Here is a 23,070-nt window from a genome sequence, read left to right on the forward strand (position 1 = left end):
CCATTCCGGGAAGGTCGACGGTAGGAAACTTCCTGTGTACCCTCCGCCAAACCTTTCGGAAACCTCGTGTGCCTGTCCAGACTCCCGCAGAACCTGTGGCTAAATCCTGGTTCGTGTACTTGGTGCGCGCGGCCAACGGTTCTTTGTACTGCGGCATCAGCAATGATCCGCAGCGCCGGTTCGCTCAGCATCAGAGCGGCAAAGGCGCGCGCTTCTTCAGTTCGAGCCCCGCGGTGGCGCTGGTTTATGTCGAAGCCTGCCGCGACAAGGGGGATGCCCTGCGGCAAGAAAGGCTGATCAAAAAGCTGCGTAAAAGCGCCAAGGAATACCTTGCCGCCAGCTATATCCAGCCGAGTGATGCCGCGCCATCAGGCCGAGCGGGTATGCCGTAAGCGCGCAGGAGGCTAAGCTGGGGCTTTATCCCTGCGGATGGCCCGAAGCATGTCTGAGTTGATTCTTCATCACTATCCAACGTCACTGTTCGCCGAGAAAGCCCGCCTGATGCTGGGCTTCAAAGGCCTGTCATGGCGCTCGGTCAACATCCCGTCGATCATGCCCAAGCCTGACCTCATGGCCCTCACCGGCGGCTATCGCAAAACCCCGGTTCTGCAGGTGGGCGCCGACATCTACTGCGACACCGCGTTGATCGCCCGGCGTCTTGAGCAGGAAAAATCGTCTCCCACGTTCTATCCCGAAGGTCAGGAGTTCACGGCGGCCAGCCTCGCGGCGTGGGCGGATTCGGTGCTGTTCCTGCATGCGGTCAGCCTGGTGTTTCAGCCGGCATCCCTTGCTGTGCGTTTCGCCAAAGTCCCGCCTGAGGCCGTGAAGGCATTCGTTGCCGACCGCGCCACACTGTTCAACGGCGGCAGCGCCAATCGCGTGCCGCTGGAAGTGGCGCAGCATCAATGGCCGACGCTGATGGCGCGTCTGGAAACCCAGCTTGAGCGCAACGGTGATTTCCTCCTGGGTGCGCCCTCGATTGCCGACTTCTCGGTGGCTCACACCTTGTGGTTCCTCAAACAAACCCCGGTCACGTCCCCGCTCGTCGACGCCTATCCGGCGGTGTTGAGCTGGTACGAGCGCGTTATTGCGTTCGGCCATGGTGCGCCGAGTGAATTGAGCTCGGGCGACGCCGTTGAGATCGCCCGTGCTGCTACCCCGGCGCCGGTGCCCGATGAAGATTTCACCGACCCCAACGGTTTCACCATCGGCCAGCAGGTCACTGTGTCCGCAGTGGATTACGGCGTTGACGCGGTGGCGGGCGAGCTGATTTTCAGCGGGCGCGAAGCGATCATCCTGCGTCGCGAAGATGAACGCGCAGGCGCCGTGCATGTGCACTTCCCGCGTTTCGGTTTTCAAATCAAGGCTGTTTAAACACCTCATGCGCAAATAAGCCCGGTGCAATGCCGGGCTTATCGCGATGCCGAATAATCGCTTTGTTTTAATTGCCTATTGATCTGGCTAACCAGCGCAAAGTTGTCGTGACTGTCAGTTGTGACAGTTGTTAAAAAAGCCACGCGGTTTACTCTCCTCTTTCATCTAAATAATGAAGCTGTCCGGTCAAGGAGAACGTTGGAGTCCCTGAGTGGCGCCAATGTCTTTCAATATTCCGTGACATTGGACGCCTTATTTCCAGGGACAGGAGAACACGTCATGGCCAACGCCAATGCGTTCGGGTTATCGCTACTTGTTGTTGCAATACAATGCGCTGATGTTTATGGGGCCAGTTGTGCCGATACGGCCAACGCGCTGAGACGTCAATATAACGATACGAGGGAAAACTGCGGCAAAGCCTCGTCACCTGCATTTTTGTGCAACGGAGTTATCTTTAGAGCCACCATCCCATCGGACGACTACAACTCGTGGGACCCTAGCCCGGCTTCGGTCAAAAGCGGCGGTACGTCGTTCTCTTATCTGCGTAAGGACGCCAGGTTTTCCCGCCTCGTCCGCTATGAAAACAATGGCTACGTGCTCTTTCCGATTCAGGCGCTGCCGACTGGCAAAAGCCCCTATAACGTGCTGTGCTCGTTCCCGATGGATGGCGGCACTGATTCTCGAGTCGACAAGGGCTGCGGCTCCTCTCCGGTGGCGACCGCGCCAGGCAAAGGCGCTGAGTGCTTTTCTCAAAAGATCGAGACCGGTCGCCAGTGGGCAGAGCAGTACAAGACGCAGACCAAGGGCGATAACCGCAATGAGTGCGGCTTTGATGTTCGCGATCCACTGGACCGGCACGCAACTGACAACTTCAATGCAAGTCTGAGCGCCATGCGTGAAATGGGAAAGACGTCGTTCAATAAACAGAATGAACTCAGGCTGGATACCTGGAGTGCTGAAACGCTTGATAAAGACTTGCCGATTCAGGCTTTTTTCTATTTGCCCGAACCTGGGGGCGGCAAGGACGATGCCCGGTTTGATCAACAACGTTATTACTCACAAACGGGTATCTGGGTGCCGATTATCGCAATGACACTTCCGGACTCCCCGTCTAAAGATGCAACGTTTGCCTGCGACGCCGATGATCAGGCCGTCTCCGAATCGGGCAAGACAATCGATCGCTATATCCAGTCCGCCACATGGGCGTTACGCCCTGACCCGGGCACGGGAGAAGAGGAGTGGTCACTGTCGGTCGTGCTGACCGAATTGGGCAGGAAGCAAACGGGTTCTTCAGGCTCTGACGCGGTGTATGCCGAACTGGTCCGCAAGTATAAAAACGATTTTCAATGGAAACAAAATGATGGCGGTGGCATGCGTCGTCAGTTGGTGTGCCACTTCAGCATTGCGCGCAATAAGGATGAATTCAATCTTGAGCCGTTCCGCCCCGATCTCTCTGAAGAGAAAGCCGAGGCGGCGGGTTGCAATCCGGTGTGACCCACCAGCAGCCAAGCGTCAGGTGTCACTTCAGCGCAGCGAGAATCTGCTCTTCGCTAAACCCCCTGATCAACGTGCCATTCACGTCGATCAGGGGAATGCCGCGGCCACCCAGGGCCTCATAGGCTTTGCGTCCGGCGGCGTCTTTCTCGATATCGAACTCGGTATAGCGGATGCCTTGGCTGTCGAGAAAACGCCGAGTCTGCTTGCAGTAGCCGCACCAGTCGGTGGCGTATAACGTCACCTTCGCGTTGGCTTGCGCATGCTCCGATAAAGTGGAGGAAGGGTGGACCAGGTTTTCGATCTTGCCCCAGTTCTGGTAAACGACTACCACCAGCATGATGAGCAAGAACTTCTTCACGGTACGAACGAACATTCGGGTCTTGGCGCCTCGGCAGAATCAGCGGCGTTTGAGCTGATCGGTCAATTGAGTGGGCAGCCCTTTGATGATCAACGTGCCTTTCTCCTCGTCGTACTCGATCTTGTCGCCCAGCAGGTGCGCCTCAAAGCTGATCGACAGACCTTCTGCGCGACCGGTGAAGCGGCGGAACTGACTCAGCGTACGCTTATCCGCAGGAATCTCGGGTGACAGGCCGTAATCCTTGTTGCGGATGTGATCGTAGAAGGCCCGCGGGCGGTCCTCGTCGATCAGGCCTGACAATTCTTCCAGGGCGATGGGCTCGCCCATTTTGCTCTGGCTGCTGGCGTAGTCGACCAGCGCCTTGGTCTTCTCGCGAGTGGATTCTTCCGGCAGGTCTTCGCTCTCGACGAAGTCACTGAAGGCCTTGAGCAGGGTGCGGGTCTCGCCCGGCCCGTCGACGCCTTCCTGGCAGCCGATGAAGTCGCGGAAGTACTCGGAAACCTTCTTGCCGTTCTTGCCCTTGATGAACGAGATGTACTGCTTGGAGGCCTTGTTGTTCTGCCACTCGGAAATATTGATCCGGGCCGCGAGGTGCAGTTGGCCAAGGTCCAGATGCCGGGATGGCGTTACGTCCAGCGCTTCGTTCACGGCCACGCCTTCGCTGTGGTGCAGCAGTGCGATCGCCAGGTATTCAGTCATGCCCTGCTGATAGTGAGCGAACAGCACGTGGCCGCCGACCGACAGGTTCGACTCTTCCATCAGCTTCTGCAGATGCTCGACCGCAATGCGGCTGAACTGGGTGAAATCCTTGCCCTGATCGAGATATTCCTTCAGCCAGCCGCTGAAAGGGTGCGCGCCGGACTCGGCATGAAACAGCCCCCAGGCCTTGCCCTGCTTGGCGTTATAGCTTTCGTTGAGGTCTGCCAGCATGTTCTCGATGGCCTGCGACTCGGCAAGTTCAGAGTCCCTGGCGTGGAGCACGGCGGGGGTGCCGTCGGGTTTTTTGTCGATCAGGTGGACGATGGCGTGACGGATCGGCATGGATTTCTCGGCTGCTGAAGGGGAACTGAACGGGACCAGACCAGGCCCGTGCGAAAGTCGGCAAGTGTACCGCAGACGGGCCTGGGAACGCTCTGGAAGGGCCGAAAACGCTGACCTGCGCCCATTAATATGACTTTTTTACGCCTCTCGGGCGATAAAGCTGACCAAATGGGTAGGTAGGGGCGGATATTTGCGTTGCGCTGTGCTAGTTTTGCCCGGTCCTGAGCGCCCAAGCGCGCCAGGCGTGCAGTTTGTGGGCGTTCGGCCGAACCAAAGGCCGTTTACAGTATCTACATTTCGCGTCTGTACCACACTCTGCAAACCATTCGAATTTGATAGGGAAGGAACACCACCATGGCTCTGACTAAAGACCAATTGATCGCCGATATCGCAGAAGCAATCGACGCGCCTAAAACCACCGCGCGCAACGCTCTCGACCAATTGGGTCAAATCGTCGCTGACCAACTGGAAAACGGCAGTGAAATCACTCTGCCAGGCATCGGCAAACTGAAAGTCACCGAGCGTCCAGCACGCACCGGCCGCAACCCTTCGACTGGCGCAGCCATCGAAATCGCTGCCAAGAAAGTGGTCAAGTTCGTACCCGCCAAAGTGCTGACTGACTCGGTCAACAAGTAAGCGAAAACGCTGCTTGGATGAGGAACCGTGTGACGGAGTGATCCGGACACGGTTTTTTTGTGCCCGCTATTTTTTGAAAGGGTTGCACCCGGCCGCTTTAGCCGCTGCCTCGGAAACCACCGGGCGGAAGGGCTCCAGGTTCCAGTCAGCGCGTTGCGGGTAGTTGCGCACGATGCAGGCGATTTGTTGCTTCATGCTGCCCGCGTCTTTTTCTTCGTCCCGCCATTGCGAGTCTGAACCGCGCAAGTCGTAGAGCTCCTGATAGACCACTTGCTGCTGACTCGCTTGTACTTTTTTCCGAGCTCCGTCAGCACGACATTTAGCGTCCACTCTGTTTTGCCGGTGCCTGGGTCCAGGCGCTGCTCCCAGTTGCTCTTTGCGATGTATTTCGCGCTTATAGTGCTGTTGAGGTTAAGCGAAACCCCTTGATCGGCGGCGCTGTAGGTGAATCGTTGCTCCGGCGACCTTGTGAAATCGATTTTCAGGATAGGTACTGCGTAGCCTTGCCCATAAAGTTTTCGTTGGAAGGTGCGCGCATTGGCCAGGCCGTCCTGCTGCACCGCGGCTTTGCCGTTGTCGCCTCGGACGGGGTAGTTGAAAGCGCTTTTACCTTGGTAAATAAACGCATCGATGTCATCCATGATGTCGCTGCCGCCGGCGGCATTCTTGAGCATGAATTCGTTGAAGAAGTCTTTGCGCGAATAAGGGTCGGCATTGGTGGTGGTCACTCTGGCCTCATGGGCCTGGATCATCGCGTCCCACTGCGCAGGCACTTCGGCGTTCCACGAGCACTGCGACGTCTGAATAGGCTGTCGGGCACCGCCCTGATATTTCTGTTTCCACTGCTCGGCCGTGTTGACGTTCTGATCGGCACAGGTGCCGTAGGCCCATTGAGCGTTCTTGTTCGCAGTCCTAGGTTGGGGAGGGGGCACGAAGGTGGCGTCGTTGAAGGGCCCGCAGCCGTACCACTTGCGATCCGGTCCGGTGTAACCATCGAACGTGTAGATACAGGCCCAGCCCTCCTGCTTGACCGGGAGCTGCAGCGCAAGCCCGTCCGTTGGCGTCCTGAGAATGAAGCCGGCAGGATGCACGAGCACTGTTGTGCTCAGGTCTCGGCGTATCCAGGTGTAGGACGTTGCCCCGGTTTGCAGGGCGTAGGGACTGTAATCCCAGGGATTGAAGTTGCCGTCATTGACCATGCGCAACGTGATGCCGCTGCAGTAGTAATGGCCCCGGGCGGCGCCGGTGTCCGGCTCTTTGCACTGGTTTTCGATGCGGTTGTAACTGGCGTTGATGCGCCGGACCGTTTCGACCGGATCGAGATTCGTCTTCAATTCAACTGCCCACGACGGGCAGTTCCAGACCGTCAATACGCAGATAACACAGGCTATAGCGCGCATGGCTGACCTCCTTGTGCTCGGACACGCGACGAGGAGTCAGCTTATGAACGGGGAGGTTGGCCGTCTACTGGCAGAAATGACACTACCGTTTGGGGCTCAGGGCTTGCGTGCGATCCAGCGCTCCTCCCGCCAGGCGTCCTGACGAGCGCTGTCGTGAAAGGTCCAGGCCACGAAGCGGCTCTGTTTCTGACCCTGGCCCATCTCCACCGTATGGCTTTCAACAGCACCGGCTTTTTTCAGCGCGCTCTGGATGAGAGGCAGGTTCGACGCCTTGGACACCAGCGTGCTGAACCACAACACCTGGGCCGCCACCTGAGCACTCTCATTGATCAACTGCGTCACGAATCGTGCCTCGCCACCTTCGCACCACAGCTCCGCCGCCTGGCCGCCGAAATTCAGCACCGGCAATTTGCGTTTGGGGTCTGCCTTGCCTAGGGCTCGCCATTTGCGCTGGCTGCCGCTTAACGCTTCCTCAGCCGAGGCGTGGAAGGGCGGGTTACATACGCTGATGTCGAAGCGTTCATCGGGCTGCAGCAAACCGTTCAAGATGTGCTTTTGGTTGGACTGCTCCCGAAAGCCGATGCTTTTGCTCAAGCCGTTGGCTTTGACGATGGTGGTCGCCGAAGCAAGGGCGATCTTGTCGATGTCAGAGCCCAAAAACGACCAGCCGTATTCGCCCTGACCGATCAGTGGGTAGATGCAGTTGGCGCCCGTGCCAATGTCCAGCGCTGTAACGGATGCGCCGCGAGGAATGACGCCGTCGTTGCGCTCCGCCAGCAGGTCCGCCAGAAAGTGCAGATAATCGGCGCGCCCAGGGATTGGCGGGCACAGGTAGTCCGCGGGAATATCCCAATGGGCAATGCCATAGAACGCTTTGAGCAGAGCACGGTTGAATACCCGCACAGCAGCGGGGTTGGCGAAGTCGATGCTTTCCTTGCCATAGGGATTGAGGATCACGAACTTGCCCAGTTCGGGGCTGCTTTTGATCAGGCGCGGAAAGTCGTAATGGCCCTGATGGCGGTTGCGCGGGTGCAGGGTGGCTTTCTCACGCGGCGCGGCAGGCTTGGCCTGTTGGGCAGGTTTGGCTTTCTTGCGTGGGGTGTTGCGTTGGGGTTTGGGGGCGTCGTGGCTGGTCATCGGTGATGCGATTCTCGTGAAAGCACAGCCCCTGTAGACGTGAGCTTGCTCGCGATAACCGTGTGTCAGTCAACGGTTGGGTTGCTGATATACCGCTATCGCGAGCACGCTCACGCTCACGCCTACAGGGGTCATGGTCGTCAACCGGCCTGCGATTCAGGCCGGCTGATTTGATCGGATTACAGACTCGCGATCCGCGCGTGCTGCTCGGCCAGCTTGCTCAGCGCCTGTTCGGCTTCGGCCATCTTCGCGCGTTCCTTGGCGATGACTTCAGGCGGCGCCTTGTCGACGAACGCGGCATTGGACAGCTTGCCGCCAACCCGCTGAACTTCGCCCTGCAGACGCTGGATTTCCTTGTCCAGACGCGCCAGTTCGGCGTCCTTGTCGATCAGTCCGGCCATCGGCACCAGCACTTCCATCTCACCAACCAGCGCGGTCGCGGACAGCGGTGCTTCGGCGCCGGCTTCCAGCACGATGAACGATTCGAGCTTGGCCAGCTTCTTCAGCAGGTGCTCGTTCTCGTTCAGGCGGCGCTGGTCTTCGGCGCTGACGTTCTTGAGGAACAACTGCAGCGGCTTGCCCGGGCCGATGTTCATCTCGCCGCGGATGTTGCGCACGCCGAGCATCAGGCTCTTGAGCCATTCGATGTCGCCTTCGGCCGCGACATCGATGCGCGCATCGTTCGCCACCGGCCACGGTTGCAGCATGATGGTCTTGCCTTCAACGCCGGCCAGCGGCGCGAGGCGCTGCCAGATTTCTTCGGTGATGAATGGCATGAACGGATGCGCCAGACGCAGTGCGACTTCCAGCACACGCACCAGCGTGCGACGGGTGCCACGCTGACGCTCGATCGGCGCCGTCTCGTCCCACAGAACCGGCTTGGACAGCTCCAGGTACCAGTCGCAATACTGATTCCAGATGAACTCGTACAGCGCCTGCGCCGCGAGGTCGAAACGGAACTGATCCAGCTGACGGGTCACTTCGGCTTCAGTGCGTTGCAGCTGCGAGATGATCCAGCGATCCGGCAGCGAGAGCTCGAACGCTTCGCCGTTCTGACCGCAGTCTTCGCCCTTGTCGAGCACGTAGCGCGCGGCGTTCCAGATCTTGTTGCAGAAGTTGCGATAGCCCTCGACGCGGCCCATGTCGAACTTGATGTCACGGCCGGTGGAGGCCAGCGAGCAGAACGTGAAGCGCAGGGCATCGGTGCCGTAGCTGGCGATGCCGTCGGCGAACTCGTCGCGGGTCTGCTTCTCGATCTTCTTGGCCAGCTTGGGCTGCATCATGCCAGAGGTGCGTTTCTGCACCAGGGCTTCGAGCTCGATGCCGTCAATGATATCCAGCGGATCAAGGACGTTGCCCTTGGACTTGGACATTTTCTGGCCCTGGCCATCACGCACCAGACCGTGCACATACACGGTCTTGAACGGCACTTGTGCCGTACCGTCTTCGTTCTTCACCAGGTGCATGGTGAGCATGATCATCCGGGCAACCCAGAAGAAAATGATGTCGAAACCGGTGACCAATACGTCGGTCGGGTGGAAGGTTTTCAGGAAGTCGGTCTGTTCAGGCCAGCCCAGGGTGGAGAACGTCCACAGACCGGAACTGAACCAGGTGTCGAGCACGTCGTTGTCCTGTTGCAGGGCAACATCGGGACCCAGATTGTGCTTGGCGCGAACTTCGGCTTCGTCGCGGCCGACGTAGACCTTACCGGACTCGTCGTACCAGGCCGGAATGCGGTGGCCCCACCAGAGCTGACGGCTGATGCACCAGTCCTGAATGTCACGCATCCAAGAGAAGTACATGTTCTCGTATTGCTTGGGCACGAAGGCGATGCGGCCGTCTTCGACGGCGGCGATGGCCGGTTCTGCCAGCGGCTTGGTCGATACGTACCACTGATCCGTCAGCCACGGCTCGATGATGGTCCCGGAGCGGTCGCCCTTTGGTACTTTCAAACCGTGGTCGTCAACGCTGACCAACAGACCCGCGGCGTCGAACGCAGCCACGATCTGCTTGCGCGCCTCGAAGCGGTCGAGGCCGGCGTATTCGGCAGGGAGGGTGCCGTCGACCGTGTCGTTCAGCGTGCCGTCGAGGTTGAACACCTGGGCAGCGGGCAAAACGGCAGCGTTCTTGTCGAAGATGTTTAGCAGCGGCAGGTTGTGGCGCTTGCCGACGTCGTAGTCGTTGAAGTCGTGGGCCGGGGTGATCTTCACGCACCCGGTGCCGAATTCAGGGTCGCAGTAGTCGTCCGCGATGATCGGGATGCGACGGCCTACCAGCGGCAGCTCGACGAACTTGCCGATCAGCGCCTGGTAGCGCTCATCGTTCGGGTTCACGGCGACGGCGGCGTCGCCAAGCATGGTTTCCGGACGGGTCGTGGCAACGATCAGGTAGTCCAGACCTTCAGCGGTCTTGGCACCATCGGCCAGCGGGTAGCGCAGGTTCCACAGATGGCCTTTCTCGTCGTGGTTTTCCACTTCGAGGTCGGAGATTGCGGTGTGCAGCTTGGTGTCCCAGTTGACCAGCCGCTTGCCACGGTAGATCAGGCCGTCTTCATGCAGGCGCACGAACGCCTCTTTGACCGCTTCGGACAAGCCGTCGTCCATCGTGAAGCGCTCACGGCTCCAGTCGACCGACGAGCCCAGGCGACGGATCTGGCGGCTGATGTTGCCGCCGGACTGATCCTTCCACTCCCAAACTTTTTCGAGGAATTTGTCGCGACCCAGATCGTGACGGCTCTGACCCAAGGCCTCGAGCTGACGCTCCACCAGCATCTGCGTGGCGATACCGGCGTGGTCGGTGCCTGGCTGCCACAGGGTGTTGCGACCCTGCATACGGCGGAAGCGGATCAGGGCATCCATGATCGCGTTGTTGAAACCGTGGCCCATGTGCAGGCTGCCAGTGACGTTCGGCGGCGGAATCATGATGGTGTACGAGTCGCCCGCGCCTTGCGGAGCGAAATAGTTTTCGGACTCCCAGGTCTGGTACCAGGAAGATTCGATGGCGTGCGGCTGGTAGGTCTTGTCCATGCGAGGCGGGAACCTGATCTGCTTTGAGTCGGAAAAGCCGACGAGTATAGCTTTTCAAGGCGGCGTCAAGCTACAAGCGCTAGGTCAGGTGCTACGAGCGGTGATGCCCGGAATCGTCGCGGGCATCTGTAGGACTGCGCTTACCCGCGATCCCGGATCGGAAAGCGAACGGGTTCAGCTGGTGTATTGACTCAGCAGCCGTTCCATCCGCGCATCCAGACGGCGTTTGATCTCGTTCTCGATGTGCGGGGCGAAGTCGTCGATCACGTCCTGCATGATCAACTGCGCAGCGGCCCGCAGTTCGGCATCCAGGTGCAGCAGCGCGTCAGCGTTCGGCGCCTTGGCGCTCGACGCGCTCGACGCGCTCGATGCGTTGGCCGCGGGTGCGGCAGGGGTAACAGCCGCAACCGGCTCGGGCGTGAGCAGGGGAATGTCATTGAGGTTGGCTTCGTGCTCATCGAGCGTCACGACCTGGCCGGTGACCACGTCAAACAGCAGCGGGATCTGCTCGTCGCTGTTCACGGACTCGGTCAGCAGGGGCGGCTGGGCCGGATCATCGCCCAACAGCTGGCGAATCGACTCGAGGTCATCCAGCAGGTGCGCTGAATCTTTCAGGTGTTTTGAATTATCCATCGTGTGCTCAAAGACGCTGCAGCTTGTGATCCTGCAGAGGATAGCCCTGTTCGCGGTAGAAGCGAAAACTCTCGCGCGCCGCGAGGCGGATGGCTGGATCCTCGACAACGATCTCGGCGACACGCGCGAATCGTTTGAAGAATTCCGGGATGCGCAGGTCGAGATTGACCAGCAAATCCTGATGTTGGCCGGGGTCGCTGCCAATGCCCAGCGCCACGGGTGCGTCCTGGTCGTCTTCGACCGCACCATGGGGAACGAACGCTTCGCCCCTGAACCGCCACAGTCGGGCGTCCAGTTCCTCGCGCTGTCCGGCATCGCTGCAATGCAGGTACACCCGATGGCCGAGGCGCCAGGCCTTGTCGGTGAGTTTGCAGGCGAAGTCCAGGCGCGCGACAGGGTCGGCACTCGGCAGAATGTAGAAGTCGACTTGGGTCATGGGTGATTCCAGAACGCTGAACGCGCCGACCGGGGAGGCCGGCGCGTTTGCAGCGGCTTAAACGCCAGCGCGGTCGATCAGGTATTGGGTCAGCAGCGGAACCGGACGGCCCGTTGCGCCCTTGTCCTTGCCGCCGCTCAGCCATGCCGTACCGGCGATGTCCAGGTGCGCCCACTCGTAGGCTTTGGCAAAGCGCGAGAGGAAACAGGCCGCGGTGATGGTGCCGGCTTTCGGGCCGCCGATGTTGGCGATGTCGGCAAACGGACTGTCCAGTTGCTCTTGATACTCATCGAACAACGGCAGTTGCCAGGCACGGTCGTCGGCGCGTTTGCCGGCTTCCAGCACCTGGTTGATCAACGCGTCGCTGTTGCCCAGCAGGCCCGAGGTGTGACCGCCCAGCGCGACGACGCAAGCACCGGTCAGCGTGGCGATGTCGATAACGGCCTGTGGCTTGAAGCGTTCGGCGTAGGTCAGCGCGTCGCACAGCACCAGACGGCCTTCGGCGTCGGTGTTGAGGATCTCGACGGTCTGGCCGCTCATGGTCTTGACGATGTCGCCCGGACGCGTGGCGTTGCCGCTCGGCATGTTTTCAGCCGCCGCAACGATGCACACCAGGTTGATCGGCAATTGCAGTTCGAGTACGGCGTTCAGGGTGCCGAATACGCTTGCCGCGCCGCACATGTCGAACTTCATTTCGTCCATGCCCAGGCCTGGCTTGAGGCTGATGCCGCCGGTGTCGAAGGTGATGCCCTTGCCCACAAGCACGAAAGGCTTTTCGCTTTTCTTGCCGTTGGAATACTGCATAACGATCAGGCGTGGCGGCTGAGCGCTGCCTTGACCGACCGCGAGGAACGAACCCATGCCCAGCTTTTCGATGTCTTTCTCGTCGAAGATTTCGACCTTGAGGCCCTTGTTGGCTTTGCCCATCGCCTTGGCCTGCTCGCCCAGATACGTCGGATGGCAGATGTTCGGCGGCATGTTGCCCAGGTCGCGGGTCACCGCCATGCCGGCAGCGATGGCCTGAGCGTGCTTGGCCGCGCGCTCGACGTCGGCGACGTTGGCCTTGGCGGTCAGCAGGGTGACTTTTTCAGGGCGCGGGGATCGACTTTCTGGCTCTTGAACCGATCGAAAACGTATTCGCCGTCGGCCAGGGTCTCGACCAACAGGCGGTTCTTGCCATAAACGTCGCGGTTCTTGACGTTCAGTTGATCAAGGTCGAAGCCGGCATCGACGCCGCCCAGGCTTTTCAGGGTGCTGAGCGCGCCGCTGATGATCTTGCGGAACTGACGGTCGTTCAATTCCGGCTCTTTACCCGAACCGACCAGCAATACGCGCTCGGCTTTCAGGTTGGGCAGGCTGTGCAACAACAGGCTCTGGCCGATCTTGCCCGACAGGTCGCCGCGCTTGAGCACAGCGCTGATGGCGCCGCCGCTCAGGGTGTCGAGGGTGCTTGCGGTGTCGCTCAGCGTGCGGCCTTCACCGACGGCGACCACCAGCGTGGCGGTCTTCAAGGTTTCTGCACTGACGCTTTTAACAACCAATTCCATGTCGGGGTCCCCGAATAAACTGTGAGTTATCGCACTTGAGCACACGGCTCGGCAGCGGCGCAGAGGTATTTACACCGGCATGCCTGCGGCAAGGCCCGCAGTTTGACCCTGCGAGCCAATGGATGACAACCCCGTCCGGGTGCGCGCGTGCGCCGGTTGCAGAAGTATCCCGCACGCGCAGTGACAGACACACCCAATCACAGGATAATGCCGCATATTTTTTGGTGGTACGCCGTCGCGCGCATCATGGCTGATTCATTTCATTGTCATGCCGCCTTAGCGTGACAACCCTGGAGTGTCTGGTTTGATTGTCTTCCGTTACCTGTCCCGAGAAGTGCTGGTTACCCTGAGCGCTGTCAGTGCTGTGCTGCTGGTAATCATCATGAGTGGCCGTTTCATCAAGTACCTGGCCCAGGCGGCATCGGGCGCACTCGATCCGGGTGTCCTGTTTCTGATCATGGGTTTCCGTCTGCCGGGCTTCCTGCAACTGATTCTCCCTCTGGGGCTGTTCCTCGGGATTCTCCTGGCGTACGGCCGGTTGTACCTCGAAAGTGAGATGACCGTACTGGCCGCCACCGGCATGAGCCAGCAACGTCTGCTGCTGATCACCCTCGCGCCGGCTGCGCTGGTTTCACTGCTGGTGGCCTGGCTCAGCTTCAGCCTCGCGCCCCAGGGCGCTACGCAGTTCCAGCTGCTGATCAACAAGCAGGACGCGATGACTGAATTCGACACGCTGGTGCCGGGTCGCTTCCAGCTCCTGCGTGACGGCAGCCGCGTGACTTACACCGAGACCATGAGCGACGACCGCATCAACCTGGGCGGCGTGTTCATCTCCGAGAAGAAGCTCGACGAGAAGAAAGACCACGGCATCACCGTGCTGGTCGCGGAAAAAGGCCGTCAGGAAATCAAACCCGACGGCACGCGCTACCTGATTCTGGACAACGGCTATCGCTACGACGGGAACCCCGGTCAGGCCGATTACCGCGCGATCAAATACGACACCTACGGCGCCTTGCTGCCCAAGCCGGACATCAGCGATGAAGTCACTGACCGTGATGCCATCTCCACCAGCGAACTGCTGACCGGCGAAGACAGCCTGCGCAACCGGGCCGAGCTGCAATGGCGGGTTTCGCTGCCGATTCTGGTGTTCATCGTGACGCTGATGGCGGTGCCACTGGCTCGGGTCAACCCGCGTCAGGGTCGCTTCCTCAAGCTTCTCCCGGCGATTCTTCTTTATATGGCTTACCTCACCATTCTGATCGCCGCGCGCGGCGCGCTGGAGAAGGGCAAGATTCCGATGGGCCTTGGCCTGTGGTGGGTGCATGCACTGTTCCTGTCCATCGGACTGGCGTTGCTCTACTGGGAGCCTCTGCGCCTGAAGCTTGCGAGTCGCCGCAGCGTGTCGGGGGTGGCTCATGGTTAAGCTCGATCGTTACATCGGCAAAAGCGTGTTCATGGCGATCCTTGCGGTACTGGGGATCATCCTCGGGCTGGCCTCGCTGTTCGCCTTCATCGACGAAATGGCTGACATCAGCGACACCTACACCTTCTGGGACGCTGGCAGTTTCGTGTTGATGACCGCGCCGCGTCGTCTCTACGACATGCTTCCGATGGCCGCGCTGATCGGTTGCCTGATCGGTCTTGGCGCACTGGCGAGCAGCAGCGAACTGACCATCATGCGCGCCGCCGGTGTGTCGATCGGCCGTATCGTCTGGGCGGTCATGAAGCCCATGCTGGTGCTGATGGTGGCGGGTCTGTTGATTGGCGAGTATGTCGCGCCGGTGACCGAAGCCTCGGCCCAGGCCGCGCGTTCCCTCGCTCAAGGGACCGGCGACGCGCAGAGCGCCAAGCACGGTCTGTGGCACCGTCAAGGTGAGGAGTTCATCCACATCAACACGGTGCAACCGAACGGCCTGCTGTATGGCGTCACCCGTTACCATTTCGATGACCAGCGCCACATGCTGACCTCGAGCTTCGCCAGGCAAGCCAACTTCATGACCGATTACTGGTTGTTGAAGGACGTCACCACTACGGTGTTCCACGACGGTCGCACCGAAGTGGTCACCGCCCCTGAAGAGCGCTGGAACGTGGCGTTGAGCCCGCAGTTGCTGAGCACGGTGGTGCTGCCGCCTGAGTCACTGTCGATGACCGGGCTTTATGGCTATGCGCGTTATCTCGCCGATCAGGGGTTGAACAACGGTCGTTACTGGCTGGCGTTCTACACCAAGATCCTCCAGCCGCTGGTGACGGTCGCGCTGGTGCTGATGGCGATTTCCTTCATCTTCGGGCCTTTGCGCTCGGTGACGCTGGGGCAACGGGTGTTCACGGGCGTGCTCGTGGGCTTCACCTTCCGTATCGCTCAGGACCTGTTGGGGCCGTCGAGCCTTGTGTTCGGCTTCTCGCCACTCTTCGCCGTGCTGGTGCCGGCGGGCGTGTGCGCCCTGGCGGGTATCTGGTTGCTGCGCCGCGCGGGCTGATACCTGCTGCGCGATGAAAAGCCGACCCCTGGGTCGGCTTTTTTGTGGGCGGCCTACCGAGGTTCACCTCCTGATTCCGGGCACTCGCACCAGCTGCGTTTGGGAATACAGGTCATGCCAGCAACGTTTCTGTTTGTCGAACAGGCTCCAGAAGAAGCCCAGCCCGACACACAGCCACGAGGCGATGGCCACGACGAAACGCAGCAGCGCTTGCCACAGGCTGATGGCGGTTCCGTCGGCGTTCTGCACGCGTATTCCCCACACCTGCATGCCAAGGGTCTGGCCCGCGCGGGTCCAGAAATGGGCGAAGAAACCGAACAGCGTGATCAGCAGAATCGAGGACAGCAGCGGGTCGGCATCAAGCGCGCCGGACTCGGACAGCTGGCGCAGTCTGGCTTCGCCGATGAAGCCCATCCAGACCAGCTTGTAGATAAACGTAATGAACATCAGCAATGCCACGCACAGCAGCGCGTCGTAGCTGATCGCAGCCATGCGCCGGCCCAATCCCGCGGCGGGGAAGTCGCCCTGGGGGTGTAAAACGTGTCGGATCATGGCGGTGCTCGTTTAATCGGAGGCGGGCAGTTTACGGAATCGCAGGCACAAAAAAGCCCCTGATGTTGGCCATCAGGGGCTCTTTGCGTCGGCTGATCAGGCCTCGGCTTGTACTTCGTCAGCCTGCATGCCTTTTTGGCCCTGCACTGCGACGAACGTCACTTTCTGGCCTTCTTTCAGGCTTTTGAAGCCATTGCCCTGAATAGCGCGGAAGTGGACGAACAGATCCGGACCGCTTTCAGGCGTGATAAAACCAAAACCCTTTTCATCGTTAAACCACTTAACGGTGCCGCTCTGACGTGTAGACATTTTCTTATTCCTTGACGCATTAAATTAATGACAGTCTCTTTCACGCGAAAGAGTACTGGGGCTGGTTGCAGGAAGAAGAAACGTAGAGCGGGATGTAGCATTGCTTTTGGCGCTACTGCCCGGGTCACGATCCCAGCGACCCATGCAAACACAGTCGAGAAACTCTACGCTAACTCTCGTCAAAAAAACAAGCCCCGCTCGGGCCAGCATTTATAGGGGTTTTCGGCTTTTTGAAAACATTAACCACATTCGCAAGATCGATAGTTTTTAATGTTTAGAGGATTATCGAAGTTCAATATTTTGACAGTTTTGAATGCACTTAACGCTGGCGCCAGACTGCAGCATCCGCACAGTTTGATGCACTGTTGCGGTGCCGCATTTTTTGACGGTGTTACTTAGCCACGGAAGTAACGTGCCGGAACGAATGGCATTTTCGTCACCTGCATAGGGACTTTCTTGCCGCGGACGATTGCCCAGACAGGCGTTTCCAGCGTGGTAAAACTGGCGTCGACATAGCCCATCGCCAATGGCGCGCCCAGCGTCGGACCAAAGCCGCCGCTGCAGACAGTCCCTATGGTTTTTCCATCGGCATCGACGATCTCAGCGCCTTCACGCACCGGCGTACGTTCCTGTGGCAACAGACCGACACGTTTGCGTGCCGCACCGCTTTGGTGCTGGGCGAAGATGTTGTCGGCACCGGGGAAGCCGCCTGCACGGGCGCCGTCAGCACGACGAACCTTGGAAATCGCCCACAGCAGGCTGGCTTCGATCGGCGTGGTGGCGGTGTTCATGTCGTGGCCGTAGAGGCACAGGCCGGCTTCCAGTCGCAGCGAGTCGCGTGCGCCCAAGCCGATCGGCGCCACTTCGGGCTCCGCGAGCAGTCGACGTGCCAGGGCTTCTGCCTGATCTGCCGGCACTGAAATCTCGTAGCCGTCTTCACCGGTGTAGCCCGAGCGGCTGACATAGCAGTCGATGCCGTCGATTTTCGTCGAGGTGTACTGCATGAAGATCATCTTCGCGACTTCCGGCGCCAGCCGCGCCAGTGCGGTGACGGCGTGGGGACCTTGCAGCGCGAGCAATGCGCGTTCGTTGAACAGCGGCGTTTTTTCGCACTGATTGCCGATGTGCTGCTGCAGGTGCGCCAGGTCTTCATTCTTGCAGGCGGCGTTCACCACCAGCATGAGCTGATCGTTACCCAGATTGGCGACCATTAGGTCGTCGAGAATGCCGCCGTTTTCGTTGGTGAACATCGCGTAACGCTGCATGCCGACCGGCAGATCGAGGATGTCCACTGGCACCAGGGTTTCAAGCGCTTTCGCTGCATTCGCGCCGCTCAAGAGGATCTGACCCATGTGCGAAACGTCGAACAGGCCGGCCTGATCTCGGGTGTGCAGGTGTTCTTTCATGACGCCAGCAGGGTACTGAACGGGCATGTCGTAGCCGGCGAACTCGACCATTTTCGCGCCGAGTTCACGGTGCAGGGCGTTGAGCGGGGTCTTCAGCAATTCGGTGGTCATGGGGTCACTCCTTGAAAGCGGTTCCGGCTTCCCCGCCCAGGGCAGGGAAGTCTGTGAATAGGGGCTGAGATCAGCACTCGATGATGTTCACGGCCAGCCCGCCACGGGCTGTTTCCTTGTATTTGCTTTTCATGTCGGCGCCGGTCTGGCGCATGGTGCGGATCACTTTGTCCAGCGAGACAAAATGCTGGCCGTCGCCGCGCAAGGCCATGCGAACCGCGTTGATAGCCTTCACCGAACCCATGGCGTTGCGTTCGATGCACGGCACCTGAACAAGGCCGCCAATCGGGTCGCAGGTCAGGCCGAGGTTGTGTTCCATGCCGATTTCAGCGGCGTTTTCCACTTGTTGAACGTTGCCGCCCAGGACTTCGCACAACGCACCGGCCGCCATGGAACAGGCCACGCCGACTTCGCCCTGACAGCCAACTTCGGCGCCTGAGATCGACGCGTTCTCTTTATAGAGAATGCCGATGGCGGCCGCCGTGAGCAGGAAACGCACGACCCCGTCCTCGTTCGCCCCGGTGATGAAGCGTGTGTAGTAATGCAGCACGGCCGGGATGATCCCTGCTGCGCCGTTGGTGGGCGCGGTGACCACACGGCCGCCGTTGGCGTTTTCTTCATTGACCGCCAACGCGTACAGATTGACCCAGTCGAGTACCGACAACGCATCGCGCAGCGCGGCTTCCGGGTTTTTGCACAACTGGCGATGCAGCGCCGCCGCACGCCGTTTGACCTTCAGGCCACCCGGCAAAATGCCTTCGTTGCGGCAACCCGCTTCGACGCAGTCCTGCATGACCTGCCAGATGTGCAACAGGCCCTGACGGGTTTCCGCTTCGGGGCGCCACGCGGCTTCGTTCGCCAGCATGATCTGGCTGATGGAGAGACCGCTGGCGCTGCAATGCAGCATCAGATCCCGTGCAGTTTTGAAGGGATACACCAGAGGCGTCTGGTCTTCCACGATGCGATCCGCGCCAGCCGCGTCCTCATCGACCACGAAGCCGCCGCCGACGGAGTAGTACTCGCGGCTGCGGACCTGTATGCCAGAGGCGTCGAAGGCACGGAAAATCATGCCGTTGGGGTGGTAGGCCAAGGGCTTGCGAATCATCGCCAGGTGATGCTTTTCGATGAATTCGATGCTGTGCTGGCCGAGCAGGTTCAGGCGTTCACTGCTGCGTATCTGCCGCAGGCGAGCATCAACGGTTTCGGTGTCGACGGTGTCCGGGTGCTCACCTTCAAGGCCCAGTAACACGGCCTTGTCGCTGCCGTGGCCTTTGCCGGTAGCACCGAGGGAACCGTAGAGCTCGACTTTGACGCAGATGATGGTTTCCAGCAGGCCATCGCGCTGCAAGCCTTCGGAAAAACGCGCCGCCGCTCGCATCGGGCCCACCGTGTGGGAACTGGAGGGACCAATGCCGATCTTGAACAGGTCAAATACGCTCAGCGACATGATGGGGTTCCGGGAAGTGAAGCAGTAACAAGCAGCAAGCTACAAGCCGCAAGTAAAAGCTGATCGGCTTTCACTTGTAGCTTGCGGCTTGAAGCTCGTGGCTGGGTTAAGCGTAGTCTTCGATCGACGGGCAGGCGCAGACCAGATTGCGGTCGCCGAACACGTTGTCGACACGACCGACCGGTGGCCAGTATTTGCCTTCGATCAACGACGCCACCGGGTAAACAGCCTGCTCGCGGCTGTACGGGTGGCTCCATTCGTCCACCAGTTCAGCGGCGGTGTGCGGCGCGTTTTTCAGCGGGTTGTCGTCCTTGTCCAATACACCACTTTCGACCGCGCGGATTTCTTCGCGGATCTTGATCATTGCGTCGCAGAAGCGGTCCAGCTCCTCTTTCGATTCGCTTTCGGTCGGCTCGATCATCAACGTACCCGCGACCGGGAAAGACATGGTCGGTGCGTGGAAACCGAAGTCGATCAGACGCTTGGCGACGTCATCAACGCTGATGCCGCTGGTTTCCTTCAGCGGGCGCAGGTCAAGAATGCATTCGTGGGCGACCAGGCCGTTGCTGCCGGTGTAGAGCACGGGGTAGTGCTCTTCCAGACGACGGGAAATGTAGTTGGCGTTGAGGATCGCCAGTTGCGAGGCGCGCTTGAGGCCTTCGCCGCCCATCATGCGGATGTACATCCAGGTGATCGGCAAGATGCTCGCGCTGCCGAATGGTGCCGCGCAGACCGCGCCTTCCTTGCGTTCCATCTTCGCGTGACCCGGCATGAACGCCGCCAGGTGCGATTTCACGCCGATCGGACCAACGCCCGGGCCGCCGCCGCCGTGGGGGATGCAGAAGGTTTTGTGCAGATTCAGGTGGGACACGTCGCCGCCGAACTTGCCCGGTGCGCAGAGGCCGACCATGGCGTTCATGTTGGCGCCGTCGATGTACACCTGGCCGCCGTTGTCATGGACGATGCCGCAGATCTCGCGGATGCCTTCTTCGAACACGCCGTGGGTCGACGGGTAGGTGATCATCAGCGCCGCGAGGTGTTCGCGGTGCTCGATAGCCTTGGCGCGCAGGTCTTCGATGTCGACGTTGCCGCGGGCGTCGCAAGCGGTCACGACCACGCGCATGCCGGCCATGTTGGCGGTTGCCGGGTTGGTGCCGTGGGCAGAGGACGGAATCAGGCAGATGTCGCGACGCTCATCGCCACGGCTCTGGTGGTAAGCGCGGATCGCCAGCAGACCGGCGTACTCGCCCTGGGAGCCAGCGTTCGGCTGCAGGGAGATCGCGTCATAACCTGTGGCGGCGCAGAGCATCGCTTCCAGTTCGTCGGTCAGTTGCTGATAACCAGCGCTTTGCTCGGCCGGGGCGAACGGGTGCAGGTTGCCGAACTCGGCCCAGGTCACCGGAATCATCTCGCTGGCAGCGTTGAGTTTCATGGTGCACGAGCCCAGCGGGATCATCGTACGGTCCAGCGCCAGGTCCTTGTCCGCCAGGCGACGCAGGTAGCGCATCAGCTCGGTTTCGGAGTGGTAACGGTTGAACACCGGGTGGCTGAGGATCGCCGACTGGCGCTTCAGTTCGGCAGGCAGGCGCGCTTCGACGCGTTCGGCCAGCGCGGCGAAGTCAGGCAGGGCCTGGCCTTCTGCAGCAAATAGCGACCACAGCATTTCGACGTCGGCTTGCTGGGTGGTTTCGTCCAGGGAAACGCCCAAACGCTCGCCGTCTACTTCACGCAGGTTGATTTCGAGTGCGCGGGCCTTGGCGTGCAGATCGGCCGTTTTGGCGCCGGTGTTGAGGGTGATGCTGTCAAAGAAGAACGACTGCTCGGCCTTCTGGCCCAGCTGGCTCAGGCCCTCGGCGAAAATCGCGGTCAGGTGATGCACGCGGTTGGCGATGCGGGTCAGGCCGCGCGGGCCGTGGTACACGGCGTACATGCTGGCGATGTTGGCGAGCAGCACCTGCGCGGTGCAGATGTTGCTGGTGGCCTTCTCGCGACGAATGTGTTGCTCGCGGGTTTGCATGGCCAGACGCAGGGCGGTTTTGCCGAAGCGGTCAATGGACACACCGACCAGTCGCCCGGGCATGTCGCGCTTGTAGGCGTCGCGGGTGGAGAAGTAGGCCGCGTGCGGGCCGCCAAACCCCAGCGGCACACCGAAGCGTTGCGCGCTGCCGATGGCCACGTCAGCGCCAAACTCGCCCGGTGGGGTGAGCAGGGTCAGGGCCAGCAGGTCGGCCGCCACGGCGACCAGGGCGTTGGCGGCATGGAAGCGCTCGACCAGTTCGCGGTAGTCGAACACGTCGCCATTGCTGGCAGGGTATTGCAGCAGCGCGCCGAAGAACGCGCTGACGTCGGTCAGTTGAGCTTCATCCGCCACGACCACTTCAATGCCCAGCGGCTCGGCGCGGGTTTGCAGCACGTCGAGGGTTTGCGGGTGGCAATGGGCGGAGGCGAAGAACTTATTGCTGCTCTTGTTCTTGCTCAGGCGTTTGCAGAAGGTCATGGCTTCGGCGGCGGCGGTGGCTTCGTCGAGCAGCGAGGCGTTGGCGATCGGCAGGCCGGTCAGGTCGCTGATCAGGGTCTGGAAGTTCAGCAGCGACTCCAGACGGCCTTGGGAAATTTCAGGTTGATACGGCGTGTAAGCGGTGTACCAGGCCGGGTTTTCCAGCAGGTTGCGCAGAATCGGCGCCGGGGTATGGGTGTTGTAGTAACCCTGGCCGATGTAGGTTTTAAACAGCTGATTCTTGCCGGCGATGGCTTTGATGTCGGCCAGTGCGTCGGCTTCGCTTTGCCCGGCCGACAGGCCGAGAACGCTGGTGCCCTTGATGGATTCGGGGATGACGCTGGCGGTCAACGCGTCGAGGGAGTCATAGCCCAACGTGGTGAGCATGGCTTTTTCGTCAGCGGCACGCGGGCCGATGTGGCGGGCGATGAACTCATTGGCGGTGCTCAATTCAATACGGTCAGTCATTGCGCGCTCCTCAGGCTTCGGCGTTGGCTTTGATCAGACGATCATAGGCGTCTTGAGTCAGCAGTTGGCCGACAGCATCGGGATTGGAAGGAATAAAGCGAAAGAACCAGCCCTGGCCGAGCGGGTCTTCGTTGACCAGTTCGGGGTTGGCGTCCAGCGCGGGATTGGTTTCGACAACTTCACCGTCGAGGGGCATGTACACGCCGCTGGCGGCTTTGACCGATTCGACGGTGGCCGCTTCAGCGCCTTTGTCGTAGGCCTGCAGCTCCGGCAGTTGCACGAAAACCACGTCACCCAGTGCGTCCTGCGCGAAGGCGGTGATGCCGACTGTGACGCTGCCGTCAGCTTCGGCGCGCAGCCACTCGTGGTCTTCGGTAAAACGCAACTCGCTCATGAAATCTCCCCAGATGGTAAATCGCCCGTTATGCCCGGGCGTGATGGGGGAGTGCATAGCAAGTTTGCGGCCAAGGTAGGGAAAGGGGCGTAAACGTTGGGCGGTGGCGGCTTGAGTGGTTTGGAGTTCGACACTTGCTGGAACGAAATCGATACGGAGCTTTGAGGCTTGAGCAGGATTTCGCCACAGCAGCGTTATAAGCCGCTGAGTGTGCGCTCTGGAATGCTTTCAATACAGTGTTGCGGTATCGTTACGGCAGTAAAGCGCTGGATTTCATGGAGGCACACGGATTGGTGGAAGCGAGCATGCTCGCGAAGAGGCCAG

Annotated in this window: 20 protein-coding genes and 1 pseudogene; 6 read left to right on the forward strand and 15 right to left on the reverse strand. The window is 60.3% G+C overall.

Annotated features, from left to right (window positions below; all coding sequences use genetic code 11):
* Positions 1-68 precede the first annotated feature (68 nt).
* The 3 genes from JN403_RS09095 to JN403_RS09105 all read left to right on the forward strand — a co-directional run bounded on the left by JN403_RS09095 (position 69) and on the right by JN403_RS09105 (position 2,868).
* The gene (locus JN403_RS09095; protein ID WP_205486785.1) at positions 69-392 is read left to right on the forward strand and encodes a GIY-YIG nuclease family protein; all 324 of its coding nucleotides are present in this window, start codon (positions 69-71) and stop codon (positions 390-392) included.
* A 49-nt stretch (positions 393-441) separates the two neighbouring features.
* Positions 442-1,374 carry a glutathione S-transferase family protein gene (locus JN403_RS09100; protein WP_205486786.1) on the forward strand — a complete coding sequence of 311 codons (933 nt, stop codon included), beginning with the start codon at positions 442-444 and terminating at the stop codon, positions 1,372-1,374.
* A gap of 279 nt (positions 1,375-1,653) precedes the next feature.
* A complete protein-coding gene (locus JN403_RS09105; protein WP_205486787.1) occupies positions 1,654-2,868 on the forward strand; it encodes a DUF2599 domain-containing protein in 1,215 nt (404 codons plus the stop codon).
* A 25-nt stretch (positions 2,869-2,893) separates the two neighbouring features.
* Here JN403_RS09105 and JN403_RS09110 read toward each other — a convergent pair whose 3' ends face one another.
* Entirely contained in the window at positions 2,894-3,244 is a 351-nt protein-coding gene (locus JN403_RS09110; RefSeq protein WP_205486788.1) for a glutaredoxin family protein, read from the reverse strand.
* A 24-nt stretch (positions 3,245-3,268) separates the two neighbouring features.
* The gene (gene yejK, locus JN403_RS09115) at positions 3,269-4,270 is read right to left on the reverse strand and encodes a nucleoid-associated protein YejK (protein ID WP_074884246.1); all 1,002 of its coding nucleotides are present in this window, start codon (positions 4,268-4,270) and stop codon (positions 3,269-3,271) included.
* Between the two features lie 354 nt (positions 4,271-4,624).
* Between yejK and JN403_RS09120 the strand changes: the two genes are divergently transcribed.
* Positions 4,625-4,906, forward strand: a complete 282-nt coding sequence (locus JN403_RS09120) for an HU family DNA-binding protein (protein WP_037014905.1) — start codon at positions 4,625-4,627, stop codon at positions 4,904-4,906.
* A 66-nt stretch (positions 4,907-4,972) separates the two neighbouring features.
* Here the strand turns inward: JN403_RS09120 and JN403_RS09125 are convergent, their stop codons facing one another.
* From JN403_RS09125 to JN403_RS09155, 7 genes and pseudogenes are all read right to left on the reverse strand, one after another.
* Positions 4,973-5,176 (reverse strand): DUF2599 domain-containing protein, encoded by a 204-nt coding sequence (locus JN403_RS09125; RefSeq protein ID WP_205486789.1) that lies wholly within the window; start codon positions 5,174-5,176, stop codon positions 4,973-4,975.
* Positions 5,098-6,306: a DUF2599 domain-containing protein gene (locus tag JN403_RS09130; protein WP_205486790.1), complete on the reverse strand. Its 1,209-nt coding sequence runs from the start codon at positions 6,304-6,306 to the stop codon at positions 5,098-5,100. Before JN403_RS09130 ends, JN403_RS09125 begins: the two co-directional genes overlap by 79 nt.
* A 96-nt stretch (positions 6,307-6,402) precedes the next feature.
* Entirely contained in the window at positions 6,403-7,443 is a 1,041-nt protein-coding gene (gene rlmF / locus JN403_RS09135; protein WP_205486791.1) for a 23S rRNA (adenine(1618)-N(6))-methyltransferase RlmF, read from the reverse strand.
* 179 nt (positions 7,444-7,622) lie between these two features.
* Positions 7,623-10,469: a valine--tRNA ligase gene (locus JN403_RS09140; protein WP_205486792.1), complete on the reverse strand. Its 2,847-nt coding sequence runs from the start codon at positions 10,467-10,469 to the stop codon at positions 7,623-7,625.
* A 174-nt stretch (positions 10,470-10,643) separates the two neighbouring features.
* A complete protein-coding gene (locus tag JN403_RS09145) occupies positions 10,644-11,102 on the reverse strand; it encodes a DNA polymerase III subunit chi (RefSeq protein ID WP_122622524.1) in 459 nt (152 codons plus the stop codon).
* Positions 11,103-11,109: 7 nt separating this feature from the next.
* The gene (locus tag JN403_RS09150) at positions 11,110-11,538 is read right to left on the reverse strand and encodes a DNA polymerase III subunit chi (protein ID WP_172609625.1); all 429 of its coding nucleotides are present in this window, start codon (positions 11,536-11,538) and stop codon (positions 11,110-11,112) included.
* A gap of 57 nt (positions 11,539-11,595) precedes the next feature.
* Positions 11,596-13,085: pseudogene (locus JN403_RS09155) on the reverse strand (leucyl aminopeptidase).
* A 304-nt stretch (positions 13,086-13,389) separates the two neighbouring features.
* Between JN403_RS09155 and lptF the strand changes: the two are divergent.
* Both lptF and lptG read left to right on the forward strand, forming a co-directional pair.
* Positions 13,390-14,508: an LPS export ABC transporter permease LptF gene (lptF, locus tag JN403_RS09160; protein WP_065992010.1), complete on the forward strand. Its 1,119-nt coding sequence runs from the start codon at positions 13,390-13,392 to the stop codon at positions 14,506-14,508.
* On the forward strand, positions 14,501-15,562 hold the full coding sequence (gene lptG / locus JN403_RS09165) for an LPS export ABC transporter permease LptG (protein WP_122622521.1): 1,062 nt from the start codon (positions 14,501-14,503) through the stop codon (positions 15,560-15,562). The genes lptF and lptG overlap by 8 nt, the downstream gene beginning before the upstream one ends.
* A 63-nt stretch (positions 15,563-15,625) precedes the next feature.
* Here the strand turns inward: lptG and JN403_RS09170 are convergent, their stop codons facing one another.
* The 6 genes from JN403_RS09170 to gcvH form a co-directional block, all read right to left on the reverse strand.
* On the reverse strand, positions 15,626-16,114 hold the full coding sequence (locus tag JN403_RS09170) for an RDD family protein (protein ID WP_205486793.1): 489 nt from the start codon (positions 16,112-16,114) through the stop codon (positions 15,626-15,628).
* A gap of 96 nt (positions 16,115-16,210) precedes the next feature.
* Positions 16,211-16,423, reverse strand: a complete 213-nt coding sequence (locus tag JN403_RS09175; protein ID WP_003227496.1) for a cold-shock protein — start codon at positions 16,421-16,423, stop codon at positions 16,211-16,213.
* Positions 16,424-16,818: 395 nt separating this feature from the next.
* Positions 16,819-17,940: a glycine cleavage system aminomethyltransferase GcvT gene (gcvT, locus tag JN403_RS09180; RefSeq protein ID WP_205486794.1), complete on the reverse strand. Its 1,122-nt coding sequence runs from the start codon at positions 17,938-17,940 to the stop codon at positions 16,819-16,821.
* Between the two features lie 70 nt (positions 17,941-18,010).
* Positions 18,011-19,387: an L-serine ammonia-lyase gene (locus JN403_RS09185; RefSeq protein ID WP_205486795.1), complete on the reverse strand. Its 1,377-nt coding sequence runs from the start codon at positions 19,385-19,387 to the stop codon at positions 18,011-18,013.
* A gap of 106 nt (positions 19,388-19,493) precedes the next feature.
* Complete coding sequence (gene gcvP, locus JN403_RS09190) at positions 19,494-22,352, reverse strand: aminomethyl-transferring glycine dehydrogenase (protein WP_205486796.1); 2,859 nt, start codon at positions 22,350-22,352, stop codon at positions 19,494-19,496.
* Positions 22,353-22,362: 10 nt separating this feature from the next.
* A complete protein-coding gene (gene gcvH, locus JN403_RS09195; protein WP_122535875.1) occupies positions 22,363-22,746 on the reverse strand; it encodes a glycine cleavage system protein GcvH in 384 nt (127 codons plus the stop codon).
* Positions 22,747-23,070 lie beyond the last annotated feature (324 nt).

It is taken from the genome of Pseudomonas sp. 15A4 (genome assembly GCF_016925575.1).
In the GTDB taxonomy this organism is placed as follows: domain Bacteria; phylum Pseudomonadota; class Gammaproteobacteria; order Pseudomonadales; family Pseudomonadaceae; genus Aquipseudomonas.